Source organism: Pseudomonadota bacterium, assembly GCA_039818985.1.
Classification (GTDB): Bacteria; Pseudomonadota; Alphaproteobacteria; order Sphingomonadales; family Sphingomonadaceae; genus Alterisphingorhabdus.
This window is the reverse complement of record JBCBSU010000001.1, coordinates 348,082-369,809: the sequence shown is the minus strand read 5'-3', so window position 1 is coordinate 369,809 and position 21,728 is coordinate 348,082. Positions and strand designations below refer to the sequence as shown.

Sequence of the window (21,728 nt, the reverse complement as noted above, 5' to 3'; positions counted from 1 at the left end):
TCGTCCGACCGGACATCTCCTCTTACTATGTGAAAGTCATTCCCCATGACAGTATCTTTGCTGAACCACTCCGCCCTGTATCTTGCCGCGCTGCCCTTTGCTGCCGTTCTGGCCACCGGCACCGCCCATGCCCAGGATGGTGAGGACGCGGGGATATATGTTACCGCCAAAGCCGGTGCCGAGTTTCTCAATGACAGTCGCTTTGTCGGCATTCAGGCACCGGCCGGCGGTGTGCCGGGTATCGCAGGCGCGCCTGCTGTCGTCGATGTCGATTATGATACCGGTTTCTCGATCAACGGTGCGATCGGATATAATTTCGACGACAACCTGTTCTTCGATTTTCTTGCCAGCCGGGTCGAACTCGAGCTCGGCTATATCGAGGCCGATGTCGGCGGTGGCGCGTTTAACGGCGGCAATCAGCTTTTTAGCGGCGACATCAGCAACTTCACTGCGACCATCGGCGTTTACAACGACATCGTCATTTCGGAAAACCAGAAGCTCTTCCCCTATTTTGGCAGCTCCATCGGCATTGCCGTGGTCGATGCCAATGTCCTCTATTTTCCCGACAATGGCGTCGCCACCGCCCCGACATTCGGGGTGTTCGGCGAGGAAACCGCCTTTGTCAGCCGCTCAACTGTCGGCCTGCGCTATGATTTCAGCGATAATATCGGCCTGTTCCTCGAAGGTCGCTATACCAAGGTGGAAGATGGCGATTTCGAGCGCCGCTTCGTCGCCGACGGCTCGGGCGGATTCAGCGCCAGCGTACGCGACGATACCGAATCCTTCGGCGTCGGGGCCGGGCTGCTGTTCCGCTTCTAAACGGAAACGGTCTATGGCTGGATCTGCAATTTGATTGCCCGCCCGCCGATTACCATAGCAGCACAACCCGCTTTATCCGCGGCGTGGCATCAAGCCGTTTAGTCCTCACGCTCGACAAGGCGGATACGCGGTTGTCCTTTCACCAGTTCAATCGCCCAGACGGCTTCATTTTCTGCGGTAATGACGTAGAGCGGGACACGCATGGCCAGAACCGAAAAGACCTGAACCTCGGTCGGCACCGGATCGAGCAGATGGCTGATCGTGAGCGCCGCAGGCCGGTTCCCCTCATTATCGGGTTTGACCGGCAGGCTGATACAGCCCTTGGTGAAGCTGCGTTGATCAATGACTTTGCCATCTTCGACCATAAGCCGATAATGGCGGCCCAGCGGATAGACACCGTTTTCGGTTTGCGGCACCAATATATAGACCAGATCGCGTTCCGGTTTCGCCTCATCGGCAAAGGCAACCATATTGAAAGGTGCCCCGACACAGCGTTCGAGCTCGACTGTCGGTATCAGCTTAACCGCTCGGATACGCTGAATCTGGCGTTCGGTGTGCCGGGTCAACCCGGTTTCTAGCTGCATGTCCATGACCAGAAAACTTGCTCGAAAAAATTACGCAGAAAATCGTTTAAATACAAGTGAGATAGGTAGCGTGGCGCGACAATCGAGCGCTCAATTTTTTTGCGTTTTCGGGTCGGAGGTCGACCACGAATTTCACTATATGTTCTGAATTGGGGACCAAATAGCCAACATGTGTTCGGCAAGTGGTTGCGAGTCCTGCGATTGCTACGGTCTCTGAAAGAATGAGCTGCTACCACTTCCGATGACGTCAATCGCGTGGCTCCATTATGCTCCGCAGAGGCACCCAAAAACGGCCAACCGGTATGTCCGAGTCGAACCTGTCTGACCTTGATAAACGAGCGGATAGGACGCTATTGGCGCCCTGCCCAATACGCCTGAAATTGGGGACCTCTGGAGTCAGGAGGCCACTTTGGCCGTCGCATTCTTAGAGGCAAGGGAGCTGGCAAATCAGGTCCTATGATTATGGCTTCACCTGGAGCGAGCATGGGTATGAACTGGGTGGCCGCGCGATCCAGATCACCGCATGCATGTTCAATAGTATTCCGATCCTGCTCATTGATAAGGCGGTGCACAATAAGCGTGCCCAACTGGCTCAAGACATCTTGCGGAATGTCGCGCGGACGTTGTGTAGCCAAGACACAGGTGAGTCCGTATTTGCGCCCTTCCTTCGCGATAAGCCCGAAGGAATCCAAGCGCACGCTTCCGTACTCGTCACCGATCGTTCTCCCCAAGAATTGATGGGCCTCATCAAGAAACGTTACGATTGGTCTTTCTCTGAAACGACCTTCCCGCGCGACACCCAAGAGATATCGACCTATGATGTCGAGCAGGAGCTCGCGCGTCGAGTGTTCAAACCGGACCTCTTTGAAGGAAATTAGAGCAACGTCTTGATTGTCGTCCGCAAGGAATTGGTCAATTTCATCAACCAATGAGTCTCCCCCAGTTCGGAACAGGCAACTGAGTTCTGGAGAGTTGATCAGAGTAGCAATTCTGGAAACCAACGACTCGCAATAGCTAGCTCCGTTGTTGTCCGGGCCGCCGAAACAATTGGCATTGTTCTGCGACGTGGCCCAAACGCACTCCGCCTTGATTTGCTCAGACAGGCTAGCGATTTCAAAGTCACATTTGGGAGAGTGCACGGCAGCTCCATTGGCGCGCAGTGCATCGAAATAAGGAATCCGCGGCTGGTTTGCCTTTGTGACGACGCCGTTCTGAATTTGGAGCCCTTGGGGAACGGCATTACCTAGCGCTCGAACGAGTTTCAGGCTCTTAATTGCGTCCCTCAATTTTGGCCCCTGACTTTGTCCGGATGGCCGAAAGAGCGAGAACAGATCGTCCTCCGTGATCTCCGTATATGGGAAATGCACATGGCGAGCGTTCGGAACGTTTGCCTCAAACGCAAATATCGTATCGATACCGGCAGTCTCGCAGAATTCTCCGGTGGGATCGAAGATAATTGCCTTGCCTCGGCGTTCTTTTATCTTCTCGATAAGACCGGCGATGGTCCAGCTTTTCCCACCCCCTGTGGCCCCGAAAATCCCGCAGTGGCGACCAAAAATCTTTTCGGGTGGAAGTTCAACGGACACACTTTGGTTACCGGCCTCAATAGCACCAATGATGAGGTTGATTTCACCTGCCTTTGTAGCACTCTTCCCTATCATTTGGCCGAGGATTTCCGCACCAGCGAGATAAACGCCGTCACCAATCTTTGGGTAGATGTTCACACCACGGGTCAACTTGGAATCGCTATCCGTGACTGTCGCAAGCAATTGAATGCGACCTATCGGATTTGGCTCTGACTTGTTCCCGAGTTGAGGTTCAACCGACAGCCGTTCGCCGTCCGGAATCTTCACTTCCGTGATCCTGCCAAGAATTTTGGTTCGTTCGCAATCAACAAAAACGAAATCCCCGACTCCGCCCTTGGAGAGAGCGCGGCGTTCCGGCTGCGCGCTTGCATATGGAAGGTTCGCGTGAACCTGCGCAGCATTAACCTGAGTCACGGTCCCGACGTATTTGTCAGGATCAACAGGACTAATTGTCGTCATGCCTCACCCGCTGGGTTATCGCGCAATACACGTACCCTTTCGACATGTCGTTCCCTGTCAGTTTCCCCAATGAGGTCGGGCATCGCATCTACCAAGTCTTCAAACCGTCCATTGATGAGATGAATGCGGGGATCACCGGCTGCGGCCAACGATGAGATGCGTGCGAGGAAACGGTTCGAATGCGGTTGCTGCTGTAAGATCGTGTGGGCAGGCGGATCCGGATCGACGCCGCGCAGGTCGTTCTCGGACGTGATGAAACTCGGATCGCAAATGACCAACCGAAGCGTAAGGTTGGATTCGATTGCAGAGAGGATGGGACTACTAATATGATCGTCGTTGAAACCAAACCCGGCGACAATCAACGCAGTATCCGGTTCCCGTAACGCCATCTGAAAGGTACCCATCATATCGAGATAGGGCGGATCGAACGCTTCCTGATACTTACTGGATCGAGGATAGATTAGCACCGGTCGATGTTCGTCCGTGTTTTGGCGCGAACGAACTACATCAGAGCCGACACGTCGCCAATCAGCCGAACCGTGTAGCTTATAGAGCTGAAACGCGTTCGGAATGTAGTCTGGTGCCTCCTTATTCGCATCGCGGCGAACAACATCGAACTCAAAATGCTGTCGGTCATATACCTGGTCGAGCGAATGAGAGAAACCGTCAATCACCATGAACCGCAGGCGTCGCGAGGCCTCTTCAAAAGCCAAGTCATAATTTGTCGTGAATAGCTTTGCTCTTGCTTTCCTGAACCCCCGTCGCCCAATCTTCCTGATGTATCGCTGGTGAGAATCAAGGTTAGTCCCAGGGCCTACGAAATCAACCAGTCTAAGAATTGTACTTTCGGCTTTGGCCACGAAAGCTCGGACCCCAGCAACATCTTGATCGTCGTCTTGCGCTCCGTCATTCAAATCCAAATAGATTTTACAAAGGGTGAGAAGCCGCTCGATATTCTCCCCAGGCTGCGCATTTGGGAAACGAGCACGTATCGCAGCAAATTCCGCATCCCCAACTTCATTTCTGACGGCATTCCACAAATCTGACATCGATGGCGCTTGGGCACCGCCATCCTCATTGGTCGCACAAAGCGAGGCCCCGGCTCCCGTCAAAGTCGAGAAATTTGACGCGGATAGCGCGTTTATGAGGGCGCTATCAATTTGCTCTCGACTTCCTCGCTCCTCTACATTGCCCTCGTCATCGAGCTTGTCAGAATACGCGACCCACCCTCGGCCAGGTGTGTAGAGCCGAAGGTTAGTGCGGTTCGCATCAATTGCGTTCCAATAGTCCCAGATGCTCATCGCTAGTTCCCGAAATCAATCTTGGTTTTGAATTCGCCTGCTCTTGGCAAAATTCTTTGCAGTACAGCAACCGTCATGGACTGGAAAAGCGTACAATACCAAGGGGAAATTTGGGACCTTGTTTCGAAAAGTGCCCAGGGCGACCCTATTCAGCGCTGCCGCTAATGCTCTTGGTACTTTGGCTGAATTCTATCAGTCGCTCCGGCTCGGAAGCGAACCATGCGTAACTGCCCCAAGCCAGGGTTCCAACGGTCTTTCGGAAAGTTGTCGACCCGCGATCCAGGAACGCCGTTACGAATGCCACATTCTCAGGTGCAAAGCCTGCCTTGTCAGCGAGCTTGAGTAATGCGGTCTTGCGCGCGTCATTGACCGGACCGTCAGTGTGAACCACCTCGACGAAAACCAGTAGAGGGTGAGCTGGGCCGAGATCGACGAGAGTAATATCGGGCAAGCTCTTATCCGCTGGGATAGTTAGACCAATAGCTTTCGCTAGCTCATTATCCCTAGCAACCACTTTGTTCCCGCTTTCGCTGAGGGTAATCACACCCGGCTTATCAAGGAATGTAGGAGCAAACACCTCGACGACGGCTTTCGAAATATCGGAACTGGGACCCGTCGACATTCGTCGCGTTTCTCCATTCGGGAAAGTGACCAACTGGTGATCGCCTCCTCCAGCAGCTCCGCGTCGGACGATTGCGATCCGAGCTAATGCGCCCGGATTGAGGTGTTTCTTCTGCCAAGCATCCACTTTGGCTTTGAGCCCCGCCTCAGATAGCGCCGGATCAAGCAGGTCAGCAAATTCAGATTGAAGAGCGTATCGGCCAGCTGGAGAAGTCACCGCTACGCCCGGCTTGTCTAGTACAGCGCCGTTCTCAATTAGAGCATATCGGATCGTGTCATCACGAATGGATTCACGGGTGTTTACAGCATACCAACGTCCCGGAATGTCGGCCTTGCTGGGCTTCATCGAGTCCTTGGCCCATTGTTCTCTCGCGGCATCGCCTTTTTGTGCTGCCTGAGCGTCGGTCATTCTTGTGACCTGGTCGGGGCGTATCCACCGTTCTTTGCCTTCGACTGCCCCGACATACTGCATCACAAATATGGTTTTTGCCGCGATTTCCCAAATCGAATGCTCACGGTTTGGCGAACCCTCAGGGAAAATCAGCGGAAGTCGGCGATGAATCTCATCCCAAGGAGTAAGTGGCGGTAGGTTCATGATTAGAGGCCATAAATCTGTCGTAGTGCTTTTTCCAGCTTGCTGCGAGATGCGCCCTTAGAAACCAGTCGCTCAATGTTATTCATTTCCGAGGCAGAAGGCAAAGGAATGGCTTCCAGCTCGAACGCGGAAACTGCTACACTTCCGCTGATGCAGCGAAAAAGTTGATCGACCACGTCGCTATTGAGGACCGCAGCCACTGCGGCGGCGCTGATTTTGGCTGATGAGGTTGCGCGAACCATGTTTAAGTGATTTTCGACGATCACGCCGCCGTGTTTATCCACGAACTCCGGAGGAAGTTCGGCGGCGATCAAACGTCGCGGCTGCTCCTTCGCCGTCGTTCGCTGAACAAGGACCGAGGGTTGATCGACAACAAGCCAATCATCCCCGGCCTCAACCTTAAAATAGGGGGCGTGGTTTTTCTTCTCTGCGCGGAAGATAAACCGGCCATCTGCCGTTACCGCCTCGGCCCAAACTAGCGGCAATGCTCCTCGGACAGCCCGCTCACGCAATTGCGGCTTGAATCTGTTCCAAACTAGCGGACCAGTCGAAACGCGATAACCCCAATCCGATAGCCGAGCAGGCATCCTTGTAGCCGCTTTGATAATCCCAACGTGCTCGGGTTGCCGTGGCGCTAACCAGGGTACGGAAGAGTCATTGGGTAATGTTACCTTTCCGTTTTTCGTCAATCGAGCTTCCCGCTCATTGTCGACGTTCAGATAGTGAACTTGGAAAGGTCTTTGCTCACCACCTTTGCGATAAAGCGCAAGTAGAGTCTCTTGCATCACATCTTCGAAAACACCCCGGCGCGCATGGACGAAGTCGATCGCCTCTGGCGGCGCTTCGCTAGCGAGCAATCGGCGCAGAGCTGTGTAGTATTGTCCGCCGAGAACGCTGGTTGGAGTAAGGTAGGCAATGACGCCCCCTGGCTTGGCCCAACGCAGAGCAACATCGGTAAACAGTCCATAGAGATTTGCGTGACCGTAGAGGCTTCGCGCGAAGCGCTCTCGCTGCTCTGCTGAGAGGCGCACGCGGCCATAGGGCGGATTGCCGACCACTAGATCGAATTTGGGTGATGGCGTGACATCAAGTGTATCGCAGACTTCGATGATTTTTGGTGCTGGACGACCGCTCGCATTGATCAGATCGGAAAGATATATCTCAAGCGCAAGCTGCGAAAGTGCCGCCGCATTGGCGTCAATTTCCATACCGGAGAGGCGCGCCCCAAGCTGCGCCAATACAAACGCCGGTTCGCTACCATCAAGCGCGCTACGCATCCGCGAAGCAGCTTCGAGCAAGAAAGCTCCGCCGCCGCTTGCCGGATCGAGCACACGCGCAGTCGCCCAATCGATGCCGCCCTCCTCGGCAAGATCAAGCAACCGTTTGTTTAGCGATGCCGGTGTGTAGAAGGCTCCGAGCTCGCTCCTTTGCTTAGAGGGAAGGAGCGTGGTGTAGAGGCTCGTCAGGAAGTGGCATCCTTCAAGCAATGGAAGCGATGCGGCCTCGATCCCGATCGACCGAGCGAGCTGCTGGGTTGTCGTATCCAGAGAGTGGCTCTTACCCGCCAGGTGGTCGGCAAGATCTAAATCTATAGCGGCCCTCTCGGCGAATGAACCCATTGCAACGTGCGAGAAATCAGCAGCAAGTCGAGCTCGGTACTGGTCATGCAGGGTTTGCGCCCAAGCGCGCGCGACTGTCCGCGCACGTGCCAGCTCTCTTCGCTTCGATTCGAGCGAAAGCGATTGATCGGCACGTTCGACCGGGTTCAGTTTTCGTGCCGAAATCGACGTCAAAAGCCCCTCCTTTGCACTTGATTAGCAAATTTGCAGACAAAGAGAACCTAGTTTAATGTTCCATTTATGTTCCAATTGCAATAGTTCTCTTGCTGGGCTGTCAGTTGCCACTATTAGCTCCGACCAATGGGTCCCGCTCCGAGCGCTGCGTTTGAAAAAGCGGGCCTTTGTTCCGACAGGCCGTTTTGCCACAATTGACCAGCGCATCGACCAAAATCGCGCGGTTAGTCGACTTGCCTTTGACGCCGGAACACGGAAGGTCCCGTAGTGCGAGAGCTACTCGCCGCAGGCGCGCTTACACCTCAGGCATAGTCATAGGCTCGCTTAGCAGTCGATCCCGCTAGCAAGAAGGACAAAAGGGATACGCACACTCGTGAAGCAAACAGCCGGGGTAGACATCAATCGTCCCAGCCTACGCAAACGCCGCAAGGTTCGATACTTGTTTCGTCGAAGCGCCCATCGGCATCATATTCACAATAATTGCACACCAAAACCACCCCCTTGCAGGAGTTTTGTTTACCAGGATTCAAAATCTTCTCTTGGTCGCCAGTCCCTGTAATAGATCGATCGCACGTTTCTGGTGAGGCACCTTCCTCACCCTCACATCCCGATAAGCACACCGCCAATGCAAAAATCAGAATTCGCATTAGAGGCATCCGCTGGCGCTGCGAGTGACAGTTGCTCGCCCAGTAGTTGTATCGACATTCAGAGATACACCAGCGGCCCTGGAATGTATCTGGCCTGTCGGATCAGCAGGCACCGTTGGGGTGGATACCTTCGCTACTGTATCCTCCATGTATCCTCTCCACCCAGTCATTTTACAGCTTTCGGGAACCGAGCTATCGAAACTGAAGGAGATAGACTCGCCAGGAGCGAGCCCGTTTGGTGCGTCAATTGAGATCGGATCGGATGGCCTAGAACCTTTTTTGATATGTCCGATCAGTTTGCCACGCCAAGTAACTCTGTTGGTTCCACCCTCACCGAAGTTGCGTTTCTCTGCTTCGGCGCTGACTGCGACGCCATTGCCAGAACGGCTTGCTGAGGCGCCCCCGCCTCGGCCTCCGTCCTCGAACGTATATCTATCGAAAACAATATTTGGCTCATTGAACGTATAGGTTCGCGAACATGTCTTGTTGTCGCGCGTACTTCCATTAGTGCAGCTGCCATTAAATGGCTGCTCGACGATCTCTCTAACTTCGCAAATTGGGATAACCGATACTTTGGGCGTGAATAAAACAGGGTCGGCGACCGTTATCGTCGATCCAACTTCGACTCTCGAACCTAAGCACATGCCAAGCCATTTTTCACGAGCTGTAATCGAAACAATATACTGCCCAGCCCGAATGCCAGTTGGCACAATTACAGATATTTCTGCTGGGTCAGAGCCATTTCCGATCTTCAATCGCCTCCAGCTTTCTTCGTCATTTTGGGTTGCTGTCGGGATTAGGTTTGCCGTGATGTCGCAGTAGTCTTCAGAGGTAGGGAGTGACGATCCTTTGGCGACCAGTGCGTATTCCTCACCCGCAAACCTCTCCGAGTTTATTGTGAAGGGAACTCGAACCGCAGGGTCCGCTACGTAATAAATCGTTGGCTTTGTGTCAGCCAAGGGGATTGCATCGAGAGTATTCTGAATGCCCGCATTGAGGTTCGCAAGTGCGACTTCGCCCTCACCCCCCACGCATCTTGGCAGCTCCGAAACAAGAGTTTGGAGGCTTTCAGCGGAACCTAGTATCGCAAAGATTTGCCTTTGCAGCGAAGCATCAAGCTCGCTGATCGGCTTATTGATATCTTCGCCCAGTATTTGTCTTAAAGTATCGATTTGATTGGAAATCTCTAGCGCCGTACGCTGAACTGATTGATCATACTGATCGCTAGCATTCTCTATTGAATTACTAACTAAATCTTGTGCGCCTCCAATCGCTACTGCTGCCGTCACCGGATCTGACGGCCCGGAACAATTTAGGACCATCAAGCTTGAAGCTAATAGCGAGTAACTATACCAAGATTTTTTCATGTCGCCCCTCACCGTCTGTCGAAATACAAATGAACTGACGACCCGTGTTAATACGATAGCACATGGCGAAAAAATGAGCGAGTCTTGGTAGGCAGAAGCACAACAATTTAGCCCCTAGGCGCCATCGCTGCGCGAAACGCGATCGCACTTGGCCAGTGCGAGGAGAGAGGCCTACCCGCTTAGGGACCTTGAAGGTCTGCTAGTTCTCGGTAATCGAAAGCGAGCAAGTATAAGATGCGATCGCGATTGGATGCGGTAGTCAGGCGAGTTCATCTGACGTCTTTTCGAACGGCAGGAGCTAAGAAAGTAGCGATTCTACCTTGCTTCCAATCACCTGGGCCGATTCTAGCAAATAGCCATCATCGAGATGAGCGTAGCGGGCGGTGGTCTGCACATTGGCATGGCCGAGCAGACGGCCGATCATCGGAAGCGTTTCCCTTTTCACCGCAGCATGGCTGGCAAATGTATGGCGTAGATCATGGATGCGAACGCCTTTCAGCCCTGCATTGTCTCTGGCCCTGCACCAGATGCTATATACGTCCCGCAAAGGCTTGCGTTGGCTGTAATTCCAGAACAGGCGGGGAATCCCTTTGAAGCGCGGAAGCGCTGCAATGACTTCGCGGGCACTGGAACCAATCCAGACCGTTCGCGGCCCAGTTTTGCTGTCGCGCAAGTGCAGGCGATTGCCTTTGATGTCGCTCCATTCGAGTGTGAGGATTTCACTCTTTCGGCAACCCGTCAGCAACAGGAGCGTTATGGCCGCGCCAGCACATTGCTTCGTGCGATCTTCTGATGATCGCAGCTTCGCTAGCTCGGCTCCCAACCGAGCGAGTTCTGCCTTTGTCAAAAAGCGTTCGCACTGGCGTTTGCGATTGGGCCTCACCGACCGGCACGGATTGGTGTTTTCGAGCCGGTAGCCCCATTCCTCTGCTTTGTTGAGTATGTGTTTGAGAATCTCAAGAGTTCGATTTGCAGCTCCCGGACCAGTGCGATTGTTGAGGTCCGCAAACCAGCTTGTGACATGCCCTTCGTTTAGTTCGTCGATGTAGATGTCTTTGAATGCATCATCGAGATAGCGATTGCGATAGCCGGTGTGGGTTGCAAGGGTCGATGCTTTCCAATGCGGTGCCCAGCGATCCCAATACTCGCTCAAAAAGTCGGTGAAGCTTGGTGCAGAACGAATGCGCTGTCGCTCGGTCGCCGGATCGCGACCCACTTGCGCATAGGCAATGACACGGCGCGCAACCATCTGCGCCTGGTAGCGTGTGAGAACCGAAGCGGGGCCAATAGTTACCGTGCGCATCCGGCCCGCCATACGAGTCTGCACGATATAGACGTTGCGACCACTCGGATAGTGGCGAATGCCAAAGCCATGCTCGACGCCTAGCCAGGTCGTTGTGCGTGCCCTGCCTTTGGGAACGAGCTTGAAGTTAACGGTTGCGCCAACCTCGGCAAGCGCCTCCTCAACGATCCGCTTGAGACTGGCGGCGGTCATGGTCTGAGGCCAATCGCTTGGGCCAGCGAGCCGGAAACCCGCTCGGCGGCTTCGCCGATCACGTCATCAGAGAGATGCGAATACTTGGCGGTCGTCTCAACCAGCTTGTGGCCCAGCAGTTTGCCGATGGTCGATAGCGGCACGTTGTCCATGATCGCGGTTGACGCGAAGCTGTGGCGCAGATCATGAATTCGAACGTCCGGCAAAGCGCAGCGCCGCCGGAAATTGTACCACCATGTGCTGAAGTTCAGCGGGCGCTTGCCTGTCTGGTTCGGAAACACCAGGTCGCTCTCCCCGCGTCGCTCGATCCCGGCAAGGACACCCTGCGCCTGCGTGTTGAGCCAAATCACCTTGGGGCCGGTCTTGCTGTCAGGCAGCACCAGACGGGGCGGCTTCACCCAGCCCCAGCGTAGGTGAGTGATTTCGCTGACGCGCGCGCCAGTGAACAGAAGCAAGCGCGCGATGGCGACCTGGGCGGGACTGTTTGTCTCAGCCTCACGCAGTGCCGCTCCAACCCGGCGATATTCGGCTGGCGTTAAATAGCGTTCGACGCTCGGTCGCTTGTAGCGCGGCATGCCTCGGCAAGGGTTTGAACCAGGCCGACGCATCTTGAGCGCTTCGGCATATTTGAACAATGCGGACAGAACTGGGACAGCGCGGTTGAACTTCACCTCGCCCTCTCCCGCGCATCCATCGCGCCAGCGGTGGATGTCTGGTGGCATGATGTCGGCCACGCGCGTATCGCCAAACACGGGCTTGATGGTGAGCCGCCAAGCATCCCAGTTCCGCTTGGTGGTCGAAGGCTTCCAGACGCGCGAAAGATCGTCCCAATAGGCTTCTACGAAGTCGGTCATTGTCGGCGTGGCCTTGACCACTGCACGTTTAGGCAATCCATCGAGCGCGGCTTCGGCAAGGATGCGGCGTGCCTGCGCCCTTGCCAGTCCCGCGTTGAGGTCGTCGGATCGTCCAAGGGTGATACGCCGATGCTTGCCGCGATGGCGCAAGCGCACAAACCAAAAGTAATTGCCGCTGGGCCTTACACGCAACCCGAAACCCGCAAGCTCGGTGTCCCAGATACAGTATTCGCTTTCGCGAAGCGGCAGCTTGCGCCGCGCGAAATTACCATCGAGTAGTGCCCGGCGTGCGGGCTTTCGCCGCTTGGGGACCATAAGGCATTCCCCCTTACCCGAACTGACCTCAAAAGTCCCGGAATTACCGTGACTTGCGGGGACCGGGCGGCATTCAACAGCGCCCTCTCCACTGAGCACTTTCAGCGTTTCACGCACTGATTTTATTGCACTTTTTCCCAAAACACAGCAGTGCTACTGCGTACGGTGAACATGCCCTGATCGGGGGCCAGAACGTCCTGCGCAATTATGCCTTCCCCGGGTGACCAGATGGCGCTGTAAATACCGCGAAAGCTGTCACCATCCACGCCATAATAGGTTACGCGATAGCCCGATGCGACCTCATCGACGAGCCAGCCGCGCACCTCCTGCCAGCGTTGACGCGGCAGATCCTCGCGCAGCGTGTCGGTGCTATGCCATGCGGCCTGATCATGATGATAGATGCCCAGACCACGATCGAGCGCCCGTTGTACCGCTGTCTCTTCGGGCGCGGTTATGTTTGCTTCCGCAGTGTCGTCATCCGCCTGCAGCGACATGGCCGGTGTTGTGCAGCCAAGGGCCGCAGCGCCGATCATTGCCCATAACCCACGGATCATCTTCACCATCCTCACGCCATTTCGCGCTGATTGACATAATCCCAGATCTTCGAGATCACCACCGATCCTTCGCCCACCGCCGAGGCGACGCGCTTCACCGATCCGGCACGGACATCGCCCACGGCATAAATGCCCGGATGCGAAGTGGCGAACGGTGAATCCGCGCCAATGGCATCGCCGCACAGCATGAACCCCTTATTGTCCATATCGACCATATCGGCGAGCCAACCGGTATTGGGTGCGGCACCGACCATGATGAACAGCGAGGGCGTCTCCATGCGCCGGGTCTCGTCGCCGCTTGTCACCTCGATATATTCCAGATGATCATGTCCGTGCAGCGCCGAGACCTGGCTGTTGTAATGGATGGTGATATTCGGCTCCGCCTCGAGCCGGCTGCTGAGATAGCGCGACATTGACGCAGCGAGCGAATTGCCGCGCACCAGCAGATGGACATGGCTGGTCGTGCGACTGAGGAACATCGCAGCCTGTCCGGCCGAATTGCCGCCGCCGATAATCGCCACCTCCTTATTGGCGCAGAGCCGTGCCTCCATATCGGTCGCGGCATAATAGACCCCGGCGCCTTCAAATTCTTCCAGCCGCTCCAACGGCAATCGACGATATTGCACCCCGGTGGCGACCAGTACCGAACGGGCGCAGACGGTGCTGCAGCAATCAAGCGTAACGCAGAATAGGCCATCTTCGCGCTGCTCTATACTATTGGCACGACGCGGCACCGCAAAGCGTGTCCCGAACTTCATCGCCTGGACATGGCCGCGCCAGACCAGATCGGCACCGGAAATGCCGGTAGGGAAGCCCATATAGTTTTCGATCCGGCTCGATGTCCCGGCCTGGCCGCCAATGGCGGTATCATCGACAACCATGGCGCACAGCCCCTCGGCCCCGGCATAAACCGCAGCAGCGACACCGGCCGGTCCGCCACCGACGATCAACACATCGAATATATCTTCATCGGCGATGTCCTCATCCATGCCGAGAAGCTGGGCGATCTTCAGCGGGGTCGGGTCCTCGACCAGCTGGTCCTTGCCGAAGATCACCACCGGCTTGTCGAGCGGGATGCTGCAGGCATTGGCCTCTGCCGCGGCTTCATCGCTGCGCAGCGGCACCGCCTTGAAGGGGATTTTGTTGCGGCTCGCGAACACCGCGATGCGCGCGATATTCTGATCCGCTTCGGGACCGATCAGTGTCAGCGAGCTGTCATTATCCTCAAGCTGGCGGCGACGGCGCGCGGCGAATACCGAGATGATGATATCCGACATTTCGGGCGTTTTCGCCATCAGGTCGAGCATCGCCCGGCGCGGTACCTCGAGCGTAAGTGTTGGCTGCGCCGCACGCAGTGGCAAGGTCGCGGTACCACCGCTCAGAAACGCGATCTCGCCCATAAACTGGGTGGGGCCGAGCGCGTCCTTGAGATGTCGCTCATTGGTGAACGGATTGACCACCTCGATCTCGCCTTCGAGGATATAGACGAAACGGTCGATCGGATCGCCCTGCCTGATAACGAATTCACCCTGCGCATATTCGCGCTCGACCGCAATCTCGCGAATCGCTTCGACATGGCTGTCATGCAAGGGGGTGCGGCGCATCTGGCGCAGATCGTCAGCAAGCGAATCCATGTTCGGTCTCCGTAACAAGGTCGGTGCGCCGAATATGGCGACGCCAGACGCGCCACGCAAAAGAAAAACCGGAAAGGTCGCCCTCCCCGGTTTCCCCAATCCTTGATCGTCTTCGAAAAGGCTTATGCGCCCTCGATTTCCGCCAGGTCGATCTTCAGGCCCGGCCCCATGGTCGAGCTGATGGCGACCTTGCGGACATATTTGCCCTTGGCTCCCGATGGCTTGGCCTTGACGACGGCGCCGACCAGCGTGTCGAAATTGGCGCGCAGCGCGTCTTCGCTGAAGCTCGCCTTGCCGATACCGCTATGGATGATACCGGCTTTTTCGGCGCGATATTCGACCTGGCCGCCCTTGGCGTCCTTGACTGCCTGTTCGACATTGGGGGTCACGGTGCCCAGCTTCGGGTTCGGCATCAGACCCTTGGGGCCCAGAACCTTACCGAGACGACCGACCACACCCATCATGTCTGGCGTGGCGATGACACGGTCATAATCGAGATTGCCTGCCTGCATGTCTTCCATCAGGTCTTCGGCACCAACCTTGTCGGCGCCGGCGGCAGTTGCCTTGTCGGCATTGTCGCCACGGGCGAAGACCGCGACTTTGACGTCCTTGCCGGTGCCCGAGGGCAGCGACACCACGCCGCGCACATTCTGATCGGCATGGCGCGGGTCGACGCCAAGGTTCATCGCCACTTCGATGGTCTCGTCGAACTTCGAGGTTGCCAGTTCCTTGACGGTCTTGATCGCTTCATCAACGCTGTAGAGTTTTTCGGCGTCGAGCTTTTCGGCGAGCGCTTTCTGCTTCTTGGTCAGTTTTGCCATTGCTTCAGCCCTCCACCACTTCAAGGCCCATGGCGCGTGCCGAGCCTTCGATAATACGCGTTGCCGCCTCAATGTCATTGGCGTTGAGGTCCTTCATCTTGACCTCGGCAATCTGCGACAGCTGCGAGCGCTTGATTGTGCCGGCAACTTCCTTGCCCGGCGCCTTGGAACCCGATTTCAGCTTGATAGCCTTTTTGATCAGATAGCTGGCTGGCGGTGTCTTGGTCTCGAAGGTGAAGCTGCGATCGGCATAGACGGTGATCTTGGTCGGAATCGGAGCACCCTTTTCCAGATCCTGGGTCGCCGCGTTGAACGCCTTACAGAATTCCATGATGTTGACACCGCGCTGACCCAGAGCCGGGCCGATGGGCGGTGAGGGGTTTGCAGTGCCAGCGGGCACTTGCAGGCTGATATAGCCGTCAATCTTCTTGGCCATGATTGGCCTCCTTTCATTCTGTCTCCACCTCCGCGCTAGGCAAAAGCGGATCAAATCAAGCGGTACAGACGGTGGGGTCGCCCTCACCTCCCGCGCGGATGTCCCTGCACAATGTCAGAGAAGTCAGCGCACATAGCGTGCATCTCAGGATTTGCAAGCGATTCTATAAGGGTTGTATTATACATATAATACACTTAAGGCTGTTCCATTATCGACAAGGAGTCGTCACAGGAGGCCCATGGCATGCTGACCACCGGCGAAGCGCTCTCCCTATCACCCGACCAGCTGTTCGGCTGGGCCAGCAGGGCCGCAATGCTGGGCTGGATCATCCTGATATTCCTGCCGCGACGCTGGCCGGCACTGCTTTTCATTCCGCGCTATCTTATACCCTTTGGTCTCTCGCTGCTCTATGCTGGCCTGGCGCTCAGCCATTTGTTCGCCGTTGAAGGCGGCGGTTTCGGCTCGCTCGATCAGGTGGCGGCTCTGTTCAGCAAGAAAGAGGTGCTGCTTGCCGGATGGGTGCATTATCTCGCCTTTGACCTGTTTATCGGCGGCTGGATCGCGGTCGAGGCAGACAGGCTGGGACTGGCGCGATTGATACAGGCCCCGATACTGGTCGCCACCTTCATGCTGGGACCATTGGGGCTGGCGCTGTTCCTCGCCATGCGCACGGGTTATTTTGTAAAGGAAAGGGCAGAAGCATGAACGACGGCACAACAACCGTCGCGCCCGTCTCAATGCCGCTTATTCCCGCGCTGGATGATGACCATCTAACGCGGTTGCTTATGGCATTGGCGCTCTTTCTGGTAGCCAGCTTCATCGTTTTCATCCCGGCCTGGCTTATGGACCCGCGCATTCTCGACAGCGCAGCGATCTGGACCAAGCCGCAGAAATTCCATGTCTCGCTGGCGCTGCATTTCGCAACCCTGGCATTGCTGGCGCAGCTGCTGCCCCGTGCTACCCGCAGTGGCCCGGTGATGCTGCTGTTCGGCTATCTCTCGGCCATCGCACTGATCTTCGAATATGGCTATGTCAGCTTCAAGGCAGCCGAGGGTGAACGCTCGCACTTCAACACCGAAACAGCCTCGGAGCAAATTGCCTATGGGCTGATGGGCATTGGCGCGGTGCTGCTGATCCTCGTCGCGCTGGTGATGGCGGTCCAGATCTGGCGCAAAGGCGACCGCAGCCGGCGCGGTCTGTGGCTCGGATCGGTCATCGGCCTGTCGACCGGCTTCCTGCTGACACTGCTGCTCGCCGGCTATATGTCGAGCAATGGCCGCTATGTCGGTGCACCCCTTTCAGGTGGTGGCGCAACATTGCCGTTTTTCGGCTGGTCACGCGAATATGGCGATCTGCGCCCGGCGCATTTTTTTGCCCTGCATCTGATGCAAACGGTGCCGCTGGCCGGCTATATTGCCGACCGGCTGAAATGGCCGGCAGTGCCGATGGTGCTGGGCGTTACGGCGCTGCAGATCGCGCTGGCGCTGGCGCTGTTCTTCCAGGCCCGCGCTGGACAACCGATGCTGCCACTGTAGAGATATCTACTTCCCCATTGCTATAGCGCAGGAGCATCATGGCGGCGACCGATCAGGCCGAACTTAAGGCTATCACCGAAAAAGAATATGTCAGGCTGACCGGATTACTCGATACCGTCGATCCTGCCTTTGCAGTGGCAAAGGATACCGACGACATTTCGATCAAAGATGTCATCGGTCACCGCGCGCACTGGATCGACCTGTTTCTCGGCTGGTATCATGACGGTCTGGCGGGCAGGCCCGTCCACTTCCCGGCAGAGGGTTATAAGTGGAACCAGCTCAAGCCCTATAATGCGATGATCCGCGAGCAACAGAAAGATATGGGCTGGGACGAAGCGAGAGCGATGCTGGCCGACCGCCATGAGAAAATCATGGCCTTTATCGAAGCGGGATCGGATACGACGCTTTACGGCGACCCGATGCAGGGCGCAAATAATCACTGGACACCGGGGCGCTGGGCCGAGGCATCAGGCCCCAGCCATTATCGCTCTGCGGCGAAATATATCCGGGCGCGGCTCAGAGAGCGCTAAGCATCAGCCTATTGCTCGTCCTCCACAGCCCGGAATGTGGGGCTGCCATTTTCATCGAGGATCTCAATCACCGGCTCACCCTCGCTGTCGACCGCAATCCTGATGCGGGGCCTGCCTTCAGGGTCGGTAATCTCCAGCGAGGCGGTCTTGTCTTCATTGGCCAGCCAGATACGTTCAACGCCCTGACTGCTGGTGATCGTGCCTGGCGCATAGGCACGTCTGTCAGAGATAAAAAAGCCCGATTTCCAACCACTGCCATCCTGTGCTTCCTGCTTGATGATCCCGATGCCATCGGTAAGCTGGTAATTGTAATCGAAGATCAGGGCGCTCTGATCCTTGTCGCCAAGGCGGGCAACCGCAATCCCTCCGACTTCGTCACCATTATCCTTGTAGAAGACGATCCCGGCGACATCGTCTATGCTGCGCTTGGGGTAGATTTCACCGCGATATCTCAACTCCGGCGGATTGGCCTTGTTGGTGATGGCGAGCCGCACCGTTCCGTCGGGATCAACAATGTTGATGCGCTGCGCTGTCAGCGTATCGAAGGTTCCGTCATGCGCGGCATCGTCCTCCGCCACCGCTGCCGGAACCGACAGATAAGGCCAGGCGGCCAGCCCCATCGCGACAGTCGCCAGTGCGAGGGTGATATGGTTGGTGGTAAGGCGATGTCGCAATTTCATGATCCTGCTCCCGACTATACGAAAAGCAGAATGCTATGGAATAACGCCACTGGTGACAATGGTGGTTTCGATCAGGCAAAGTGCGCGGTCGCACCTCCGGGTGCTTTGAGAAATCGGGCCGCTTACTTCGCCAGTTCGACCTGTTCGAAATCCAGCTCGACCGGGGTCGCACGGCCGAAGATCGAGACCGATACCTTGACCTTGGCCTTGTCGAAATCGAGTTCCTCGACGACGCCGTTGAAGCTGGCAAAGGGACCTTCGAGCACCTTGACCTGATCGCCAATCTCATATTCGACATCGACCTTGACCCGCGGCGCGTTGGCGGCTTCTTCCTTGGTGTTCAGGATGCGTGCGGCCTCGGCCTCGCTGATCGGCTGCGGCTTGCCGCTGGAGCCGAGAAAGCCGGTGACCTTGGGCTGGTTCTTGACCAGGTGATAGACATCATCGGTCATCTGCAGCTTGGCCAGCACATAGCCGGGGAAGAATTTGCGTTCGGTCTGGATCTTCTTGCCGCGGCGCACTTCGGTCACGGTCTCGGTCGGAACCTCGATCTCCTCGACCAGCTGGGTCAGTTCCAGCCGTTCGGCATCGGCCAATATGGCTTCCTTGACCTTGTTTTCAAAGCCTGAATAGGCGTGAATGATATACCAGCGTGCCATAATGTTGGTCTTCTGCAAATTGGATGCGGGAGGATAAGGTTATTCGGCGAGCGAGAGCAGCGACTGGACAACCCAGTTGAAGAAGCTGTCAACGCCGAGGAAGAACAGCGCGAGGATGGTCATCATGATGAACACCATCACTGCCGTCACCAGTGTTTCCTGACGTGTCGGCCACACCACTTTCGAGGTCTCGGTCCGCACCTGACGGACGAATTCACCAGGAGATGTCTTTGCCATTTCGCTTCACTCGCATTTCGCTCTAACGGCCCTGAAAGGGACACAGATTTTCCTCCGCCTTGTCTGCGGAGACTCTCATATATGTCCAATGTCAGGGAATTGCGAGGGCGATAGCGCTGAGCCGCATAAAAGGCAAGCGACTTTGGGCAATCCCCGACTCTGGCGTGAATCTTCGTCCCGTCCGGTTGTTGCTTATCGGACTCTATCGCACGTTCAACCATAGAGCATTGTTCTGATATATTATATCATCTAACGCGCGCGTCAGATTTCAAACAACGGAAAGGCCGATCCCGTGAAACATTTTTTCCTCCGTTCCTTCAGTGCTATTGCTTTTGTAAGCGCCATCAGTATCGGCCCGGCAGCAACGCCTGCTCTTGCCCAGGCTCCGTCGGAGCAGGTCGATGAACGCTATGTCTGGGACCTCACCGATTTCTATGAGTCCAAAGAAGCCTGGGACGCTGAACTGGAACGGCTGCGCGGCCAGGTCGGCGGCCTCGAGCCCTATAAGGGCAAGCTTGGCGATAATGCCGCAACCCTGCTCGCCGCACTGGATGCGCGCTCGGCCTATACCAAAGAACTCGCCCGGCTGTGGACCTATGCCTCCAATTCCCGTGCTACCAATCTGGGCGATCCACAAGGTCAGGAAATGGTCGGCCGCATACAGGCAGTCGCTCAGGCCGCCGGGGCAGCGAGCAGTTTCTTCGTTCCCGAACTGGTAAGCCTCGGCGAAGAGCGCATCATGGCCTTTATCGCCGAGGAGCCCGGCCTTGAGAAACACGCGCTTTTCCTGCGCGATTCGCTGCGCCAGTCCGAGCACGTGCTCTCGCCCGAATCCGAACAGGTGCTGACCCTGCTGGGCACTGCTCTTTCGGCGTCGCAAAATGCAAGAGACCTGCTTTCCAATGCCGAAATCGAATGGCCGACCATAACCCTGAGCGACGGCACCGAGGCGGTTATCAGCAATGCGGGCTATGGTCTTTATCGCCAGGCACCCAATCGCGACGACCGGATCGCGGTCTTTGATGCATTTTGGGGTACCTGGAAGAAATATGAAAGCACATTGGGCGCAACGCTGAACGGCGAAGTGCAGGCCAATGTCGCAACCGCCAAAGCGCGCAAATATGACAATACGCTGCAATATTTCCTGTCCGGCGACAATATTCCCGAGGAAGTCTATCGCACGCTTGTCAAGGTCACCAATGACCGGATCGATGTGCTGCACCGCTATTTCGAACTGCGCGGCCGCATGCTTGGAATCGACGATCTGGGTTATCACGATATCTACCCGCCGCTGGTGGAGACCGATCTTACCTTCCCGATTGATGCAACCCGCGACAATGTCCTCGCAGCGGTCGCAGTGCTGGGCGAGGAATATGCCAACAAATTTGCAGAGGCTTCCAGCAAGCGCTGGATGCATGTCTATCCGCAGCCCGGCAAGCGCTCAGGCGCCTATATGTCCGGTGCCGCTTATGATGTGCACCCGTTGATCTTGCTCAACCATCAGGATGATTATAACAGCGCTTCGACCTATGCCCATGAATGGGGCCATGGCATGCATCAGGTGCTGACCAATGAGAACCAGCCCTATGAACTCGCCGATTTCTCGATCTTCACAACCGAAATCGCGGCCATTGCCAATGAACTGCTGCTTCAGGAGCATATGCTGGCCCAGGCCAAGACCGATGAGGAGCGGCTTTTCTATCTCGGCTATGCACTGGAGCAGATGCGCGGCACCTTTTTCCGTCAGGTGATGTTCTCTGAATTCGAGCTGGCGGTCCATGAGGCGGTCGAGCGCGGGGAAGCGCTGACCGGTGCACGCATGACGCAGATTTATGGCGATATTCTCAAACGCTATCACGGTCACGACAAGGGCGTAATGAACATTGCCGATCGCGACATGGTCGAATGGGCCTATATTCCGCACTTCTATTATAATTTCTACGTCTATCAGTATGCGACGTCGATTGCAGGCGCGGCCTATTTTGTCGATCAGCTGAAGATCGATGAAGACAAGGCCCGTGATACCTATATCGCTTTCCTAAAGGCCGGAGGTTCGAATTATCCGCTCGAAATCCTCAAAGATGCCGGATTGGATATGACCTCACCGACGCCCTATAACGCCGTTATCGACCGTATGGACAAGGTCATGGACGAGATCGAAGCGATACTCGACAAACGTGGAGGGTAAAGCGGCCTCATAAGCCCA

Annotated in this window: 20 protein-coding genes; 5 read left to right on the top strand and 15 right to left on the bottom strand. The window is 56.1% G+C overall.

From position 1 onward, the window contains the following. Positions 1-45 precede the first annotated feature (45 nt). The gene (locus AAFX04_01590; protein MEO1044112.1) at positions 46-819 is read left to right on the top strand and encodes a P44/Msp2 family outer membrane protein; all 774 of its coding nucleotides are present in this window, start codon (positions 46-48) and stop codon (positions 817-819) included. 98 nt (positions 820-917) lie between these two features. Here AAFX04_01590 and AAFX04_01585 read toward each other — a convergent pair whose 3' ends face one another. The 12 genes from AAFX04_01585 to rplK form a co-directional block, all read right to left on the bottom strand. Continuing rightward, the gene (locus tag AAFX04_01585) at positions 918-1,409 is read right to left on the bottom strand and encodes a hypothetical protein (protein MEO1044111.1); all 492 of its coding nucleotides are present in this window, start codon (positions 1,407-1,409) and stop codon (positions 918-920) included. A gap of 344 nt (positions 1,410-1,753) precedes the next feature. Then, complete coding sequence (locus AAFX04_01580) at positions 1,754-3,448, bottom strand: ATP-binding protein (protein ID MEO1044110.1); 1,695 nt, start codon at positions 3,446-3,448, stop codon at positions 1,754-1,756. Beyond that, entirely contained in the window at positions 3,445-4,749 is a 1,305-nt protein-coding gene (locus tag AAFX04_01575) for an SIR2 family protein (protein MEO1044109.1), read from the bottom strand. The genes AAFX04_01580 and AAFX04_01575 overlap by 4 nt, the downstream gene beginning before the upstream one ends. 145 nt (positions 4,750-4,894) lie before the next feature. Beyond that, positions 4,895-5,965: a BsuBI/PstI family type II restriction endonuclease gene (locus AAFX04_01570; protein MEO1044108.1), complete on the bottom strand. Its 1,071-nt coding sequence runs from the start codon at positions 5,963-5,965 to the stop codon at positions 4,895-4,897. A gap of 2 nt (positions 5,966-5,967) precedes the next feature. Beyond that, positions 5,968-7,758, bottom strand: a complete 1,791-nt coding sequence (locus AAFX04_01565; protein ID MEO1044107.1) for an N-6 DNA methylase — start codon at positions 7,756-7,758, stop codon at positions 5,968-5,970. A gap of 646 nt (positions 7,759-8,404) precedes the next feature. Further along, positions 8,405-9,772 carry a hypothetical protein gene (locus AAFX04_01560; GenBank protein ID MEO1044106.1) on the bottom strand — a complete coding sequence of 456 codons (1,368 nt, stop codon included), beginning with the start codon at positions 9,770-9,772 and terminating at the stop codon, positions 8,405-8,407. 298 nt (positions 9,773-10,070) lie between these two features. Next, the gene (locus AAFX04_01555) at positions 10,071-11,267 is read right to left on the bottom strand and encodes a tyrosine-type recombinase/integrase (protein MEO1044105.1); all 1,197 of its coding nucleotides are present in this window, start codon (positions 11,265-11,267) and stop codon (positions 10,071-10,073) included. Next, the gene (locus AAFX04_01550; protein MEO1044104.1) at positions 11,264-12,436 is read right to left on the bottom strand and encodes a tyrosine-type recombinase/integrase; all 1,173 of its coding nucleotides are present in this window, start codon (positions 12,434-12,436) and stop codon (positions 11,264-11,266) included. Before AAFX04_01550 ends, AAFX04_01555 begins: the two co-directional genes overlap by 4 nt. Before the next feature lie 122 nt (positions 12,437-12,558). Beyond that, a complete protein-coding gene (locus AAFX04_01545; GenBank protein MEO1044103.1) occupies positions 12,559-12,999 on the bottom strand; it encodes a hypothetical protein in 441 nt (146 codons plus the stop codon). A gap of 2 nt (positions 13,000-13,001) precedes the next feature. Then, positions 13,002-14,624 (bottom strand): FAD-dependent oxidoreductase, encoded by a 1,623-nt coding sequence (locus AAFX04_01540; protein ID MEO1044102.1) that lies wholly within the window; start codon positions 14,622-14,624, stop codon positions 13,002-13,004. Positions 14,625-14,746: 122 nt separating this feature from the next. After that, on the bottom strand, positions 14,747-15,445 hold the full coding sequence (gene rplA / locus AAFX04_01535; protein MEO1044101.1) for a 50S ribosomal protein L1: 699 nt from the start codon (positions 15,443-15,445) through the stop codon (positions 14,747-14,749). 4 nt (positions 15,446-15,449) lie between these two features. After that, on the bottom strand, positions 15,450-15,881 hold the full coding sequence (gene rplK / locus AAFX04_01530; GenBank protein MEO1044100.1) for a 50S ribosomal protein L11: 432 nt from the start codon (positions 15,879-15,881) through the stop codon (positions 15,450-15,452). A 243-nt stretch (positions 15,882-16,124) separates the two neighbouring features. On the opposite strand from rplK, the gene AAFX04_01525 reads away from it, so the two are divergent. The 3 genes from AAFX04_01525 to AAFX04_01515 are packed head-to-tail and all read left to right on the top strand — an operon-like array spanning position 16,125 to position 17,946. Then, positions 16,125-16,586, top strand: a complete 462-nt coding sequence (locus AAFX04_01525; GenBank protein MEO1044099.1) for an ABA4-like family protein — start codon at positions 16,125-16,127, stop codon at positions 16,584-16,586. Beyond that, positions 16,583-17,416 (top strand): hypothetical protein, encoded by an 834-nt coding sequence (locus tag AAFX04_01520; protein ID MEO1044098.1) that lies wholly within the window; start codon positions 16,583-16,585, stop codon positions 17,414-17,416. Before AAFX04_01525 ends, AAFX04_01520 begins: the two co-directional genes overlap by 4 nt. A gap of 38 nt (positions 17,417-17,454) precedes the next feature. Then, on the top strand, positions 17,455-17,946 hold the full coding sequence (locus AAFX04_01515) for a ClbS/DfsB family four-helix bundle protein (GenBank protein ID MEO1044097.1): 492 nt from the start codon (positions 17,455-17,457) through the stop codon (positions 17,944-17,946). Between the two features lie 8 nt (positions 17,947-17,954). Here AAFX04_01515 and AAFX04_01510 read toward each other — a convergent pair whose 3' ends face one another. The 3 genes from AAFX04_01510 to secE form a co-directional block, all read right to left on the bottom strand. Beyond that, positions 17,955-18,626, bottom strand: a complete 672-nt coding sequence (locus tag AAFX04_01510; GenBank protein ID MEO1044096.1) for a hypothetical protein — start codon at positions 18,624-18,626, stop codon at positions 17,955-17,957. A gap of 122 nt (positions 18,627-18,748) precedes the next feature. Continuing rightward, positions 18,749-19,285 (bottom strand): transcription termination/antitermination protein NusG, encoded by a 537-nt coding sequence (gene nusG, locus AAFX04_01505; GenBank protein MEO1044095.1) that lies wholly within the window; start codon positions 19,283-19,285, stop codon positions 18,749-18,751. A 39-nt stretch (positions 19,286-19,324) separates the two neighbouring features. After that, the gene (gene secE, locus AAFX04_01500; GenBank protein MEO1044094.1) at positions 19,325-19,522 is read right to left on the bottom strand and encodes a preprotein translocase subunit SecE; all 198 of its coding nucleotides are present in this window, start codon (positions 19,520-19,522) and stop codon (positions 19,325-19,327) included. 292 nt (positions 19,523-19,814) lie between these two features. Between secE and pepF the strand changes: the two genes are divergently transcribed. Further along, the gene (gene pepF / locus AAFX04_01495) at positions 19,815-21,710 is read left to right on the top strand and encodes an oligoendopeptidase F (protein MEO1044093.1); all 1,896 of its coding nucleotides are present in this window, start codon (positions 19,815-19,817) and stop codon (positions 21,708-21,710) included. Positions 21,711-21,728: the final 18 nt, after the last annotated feature.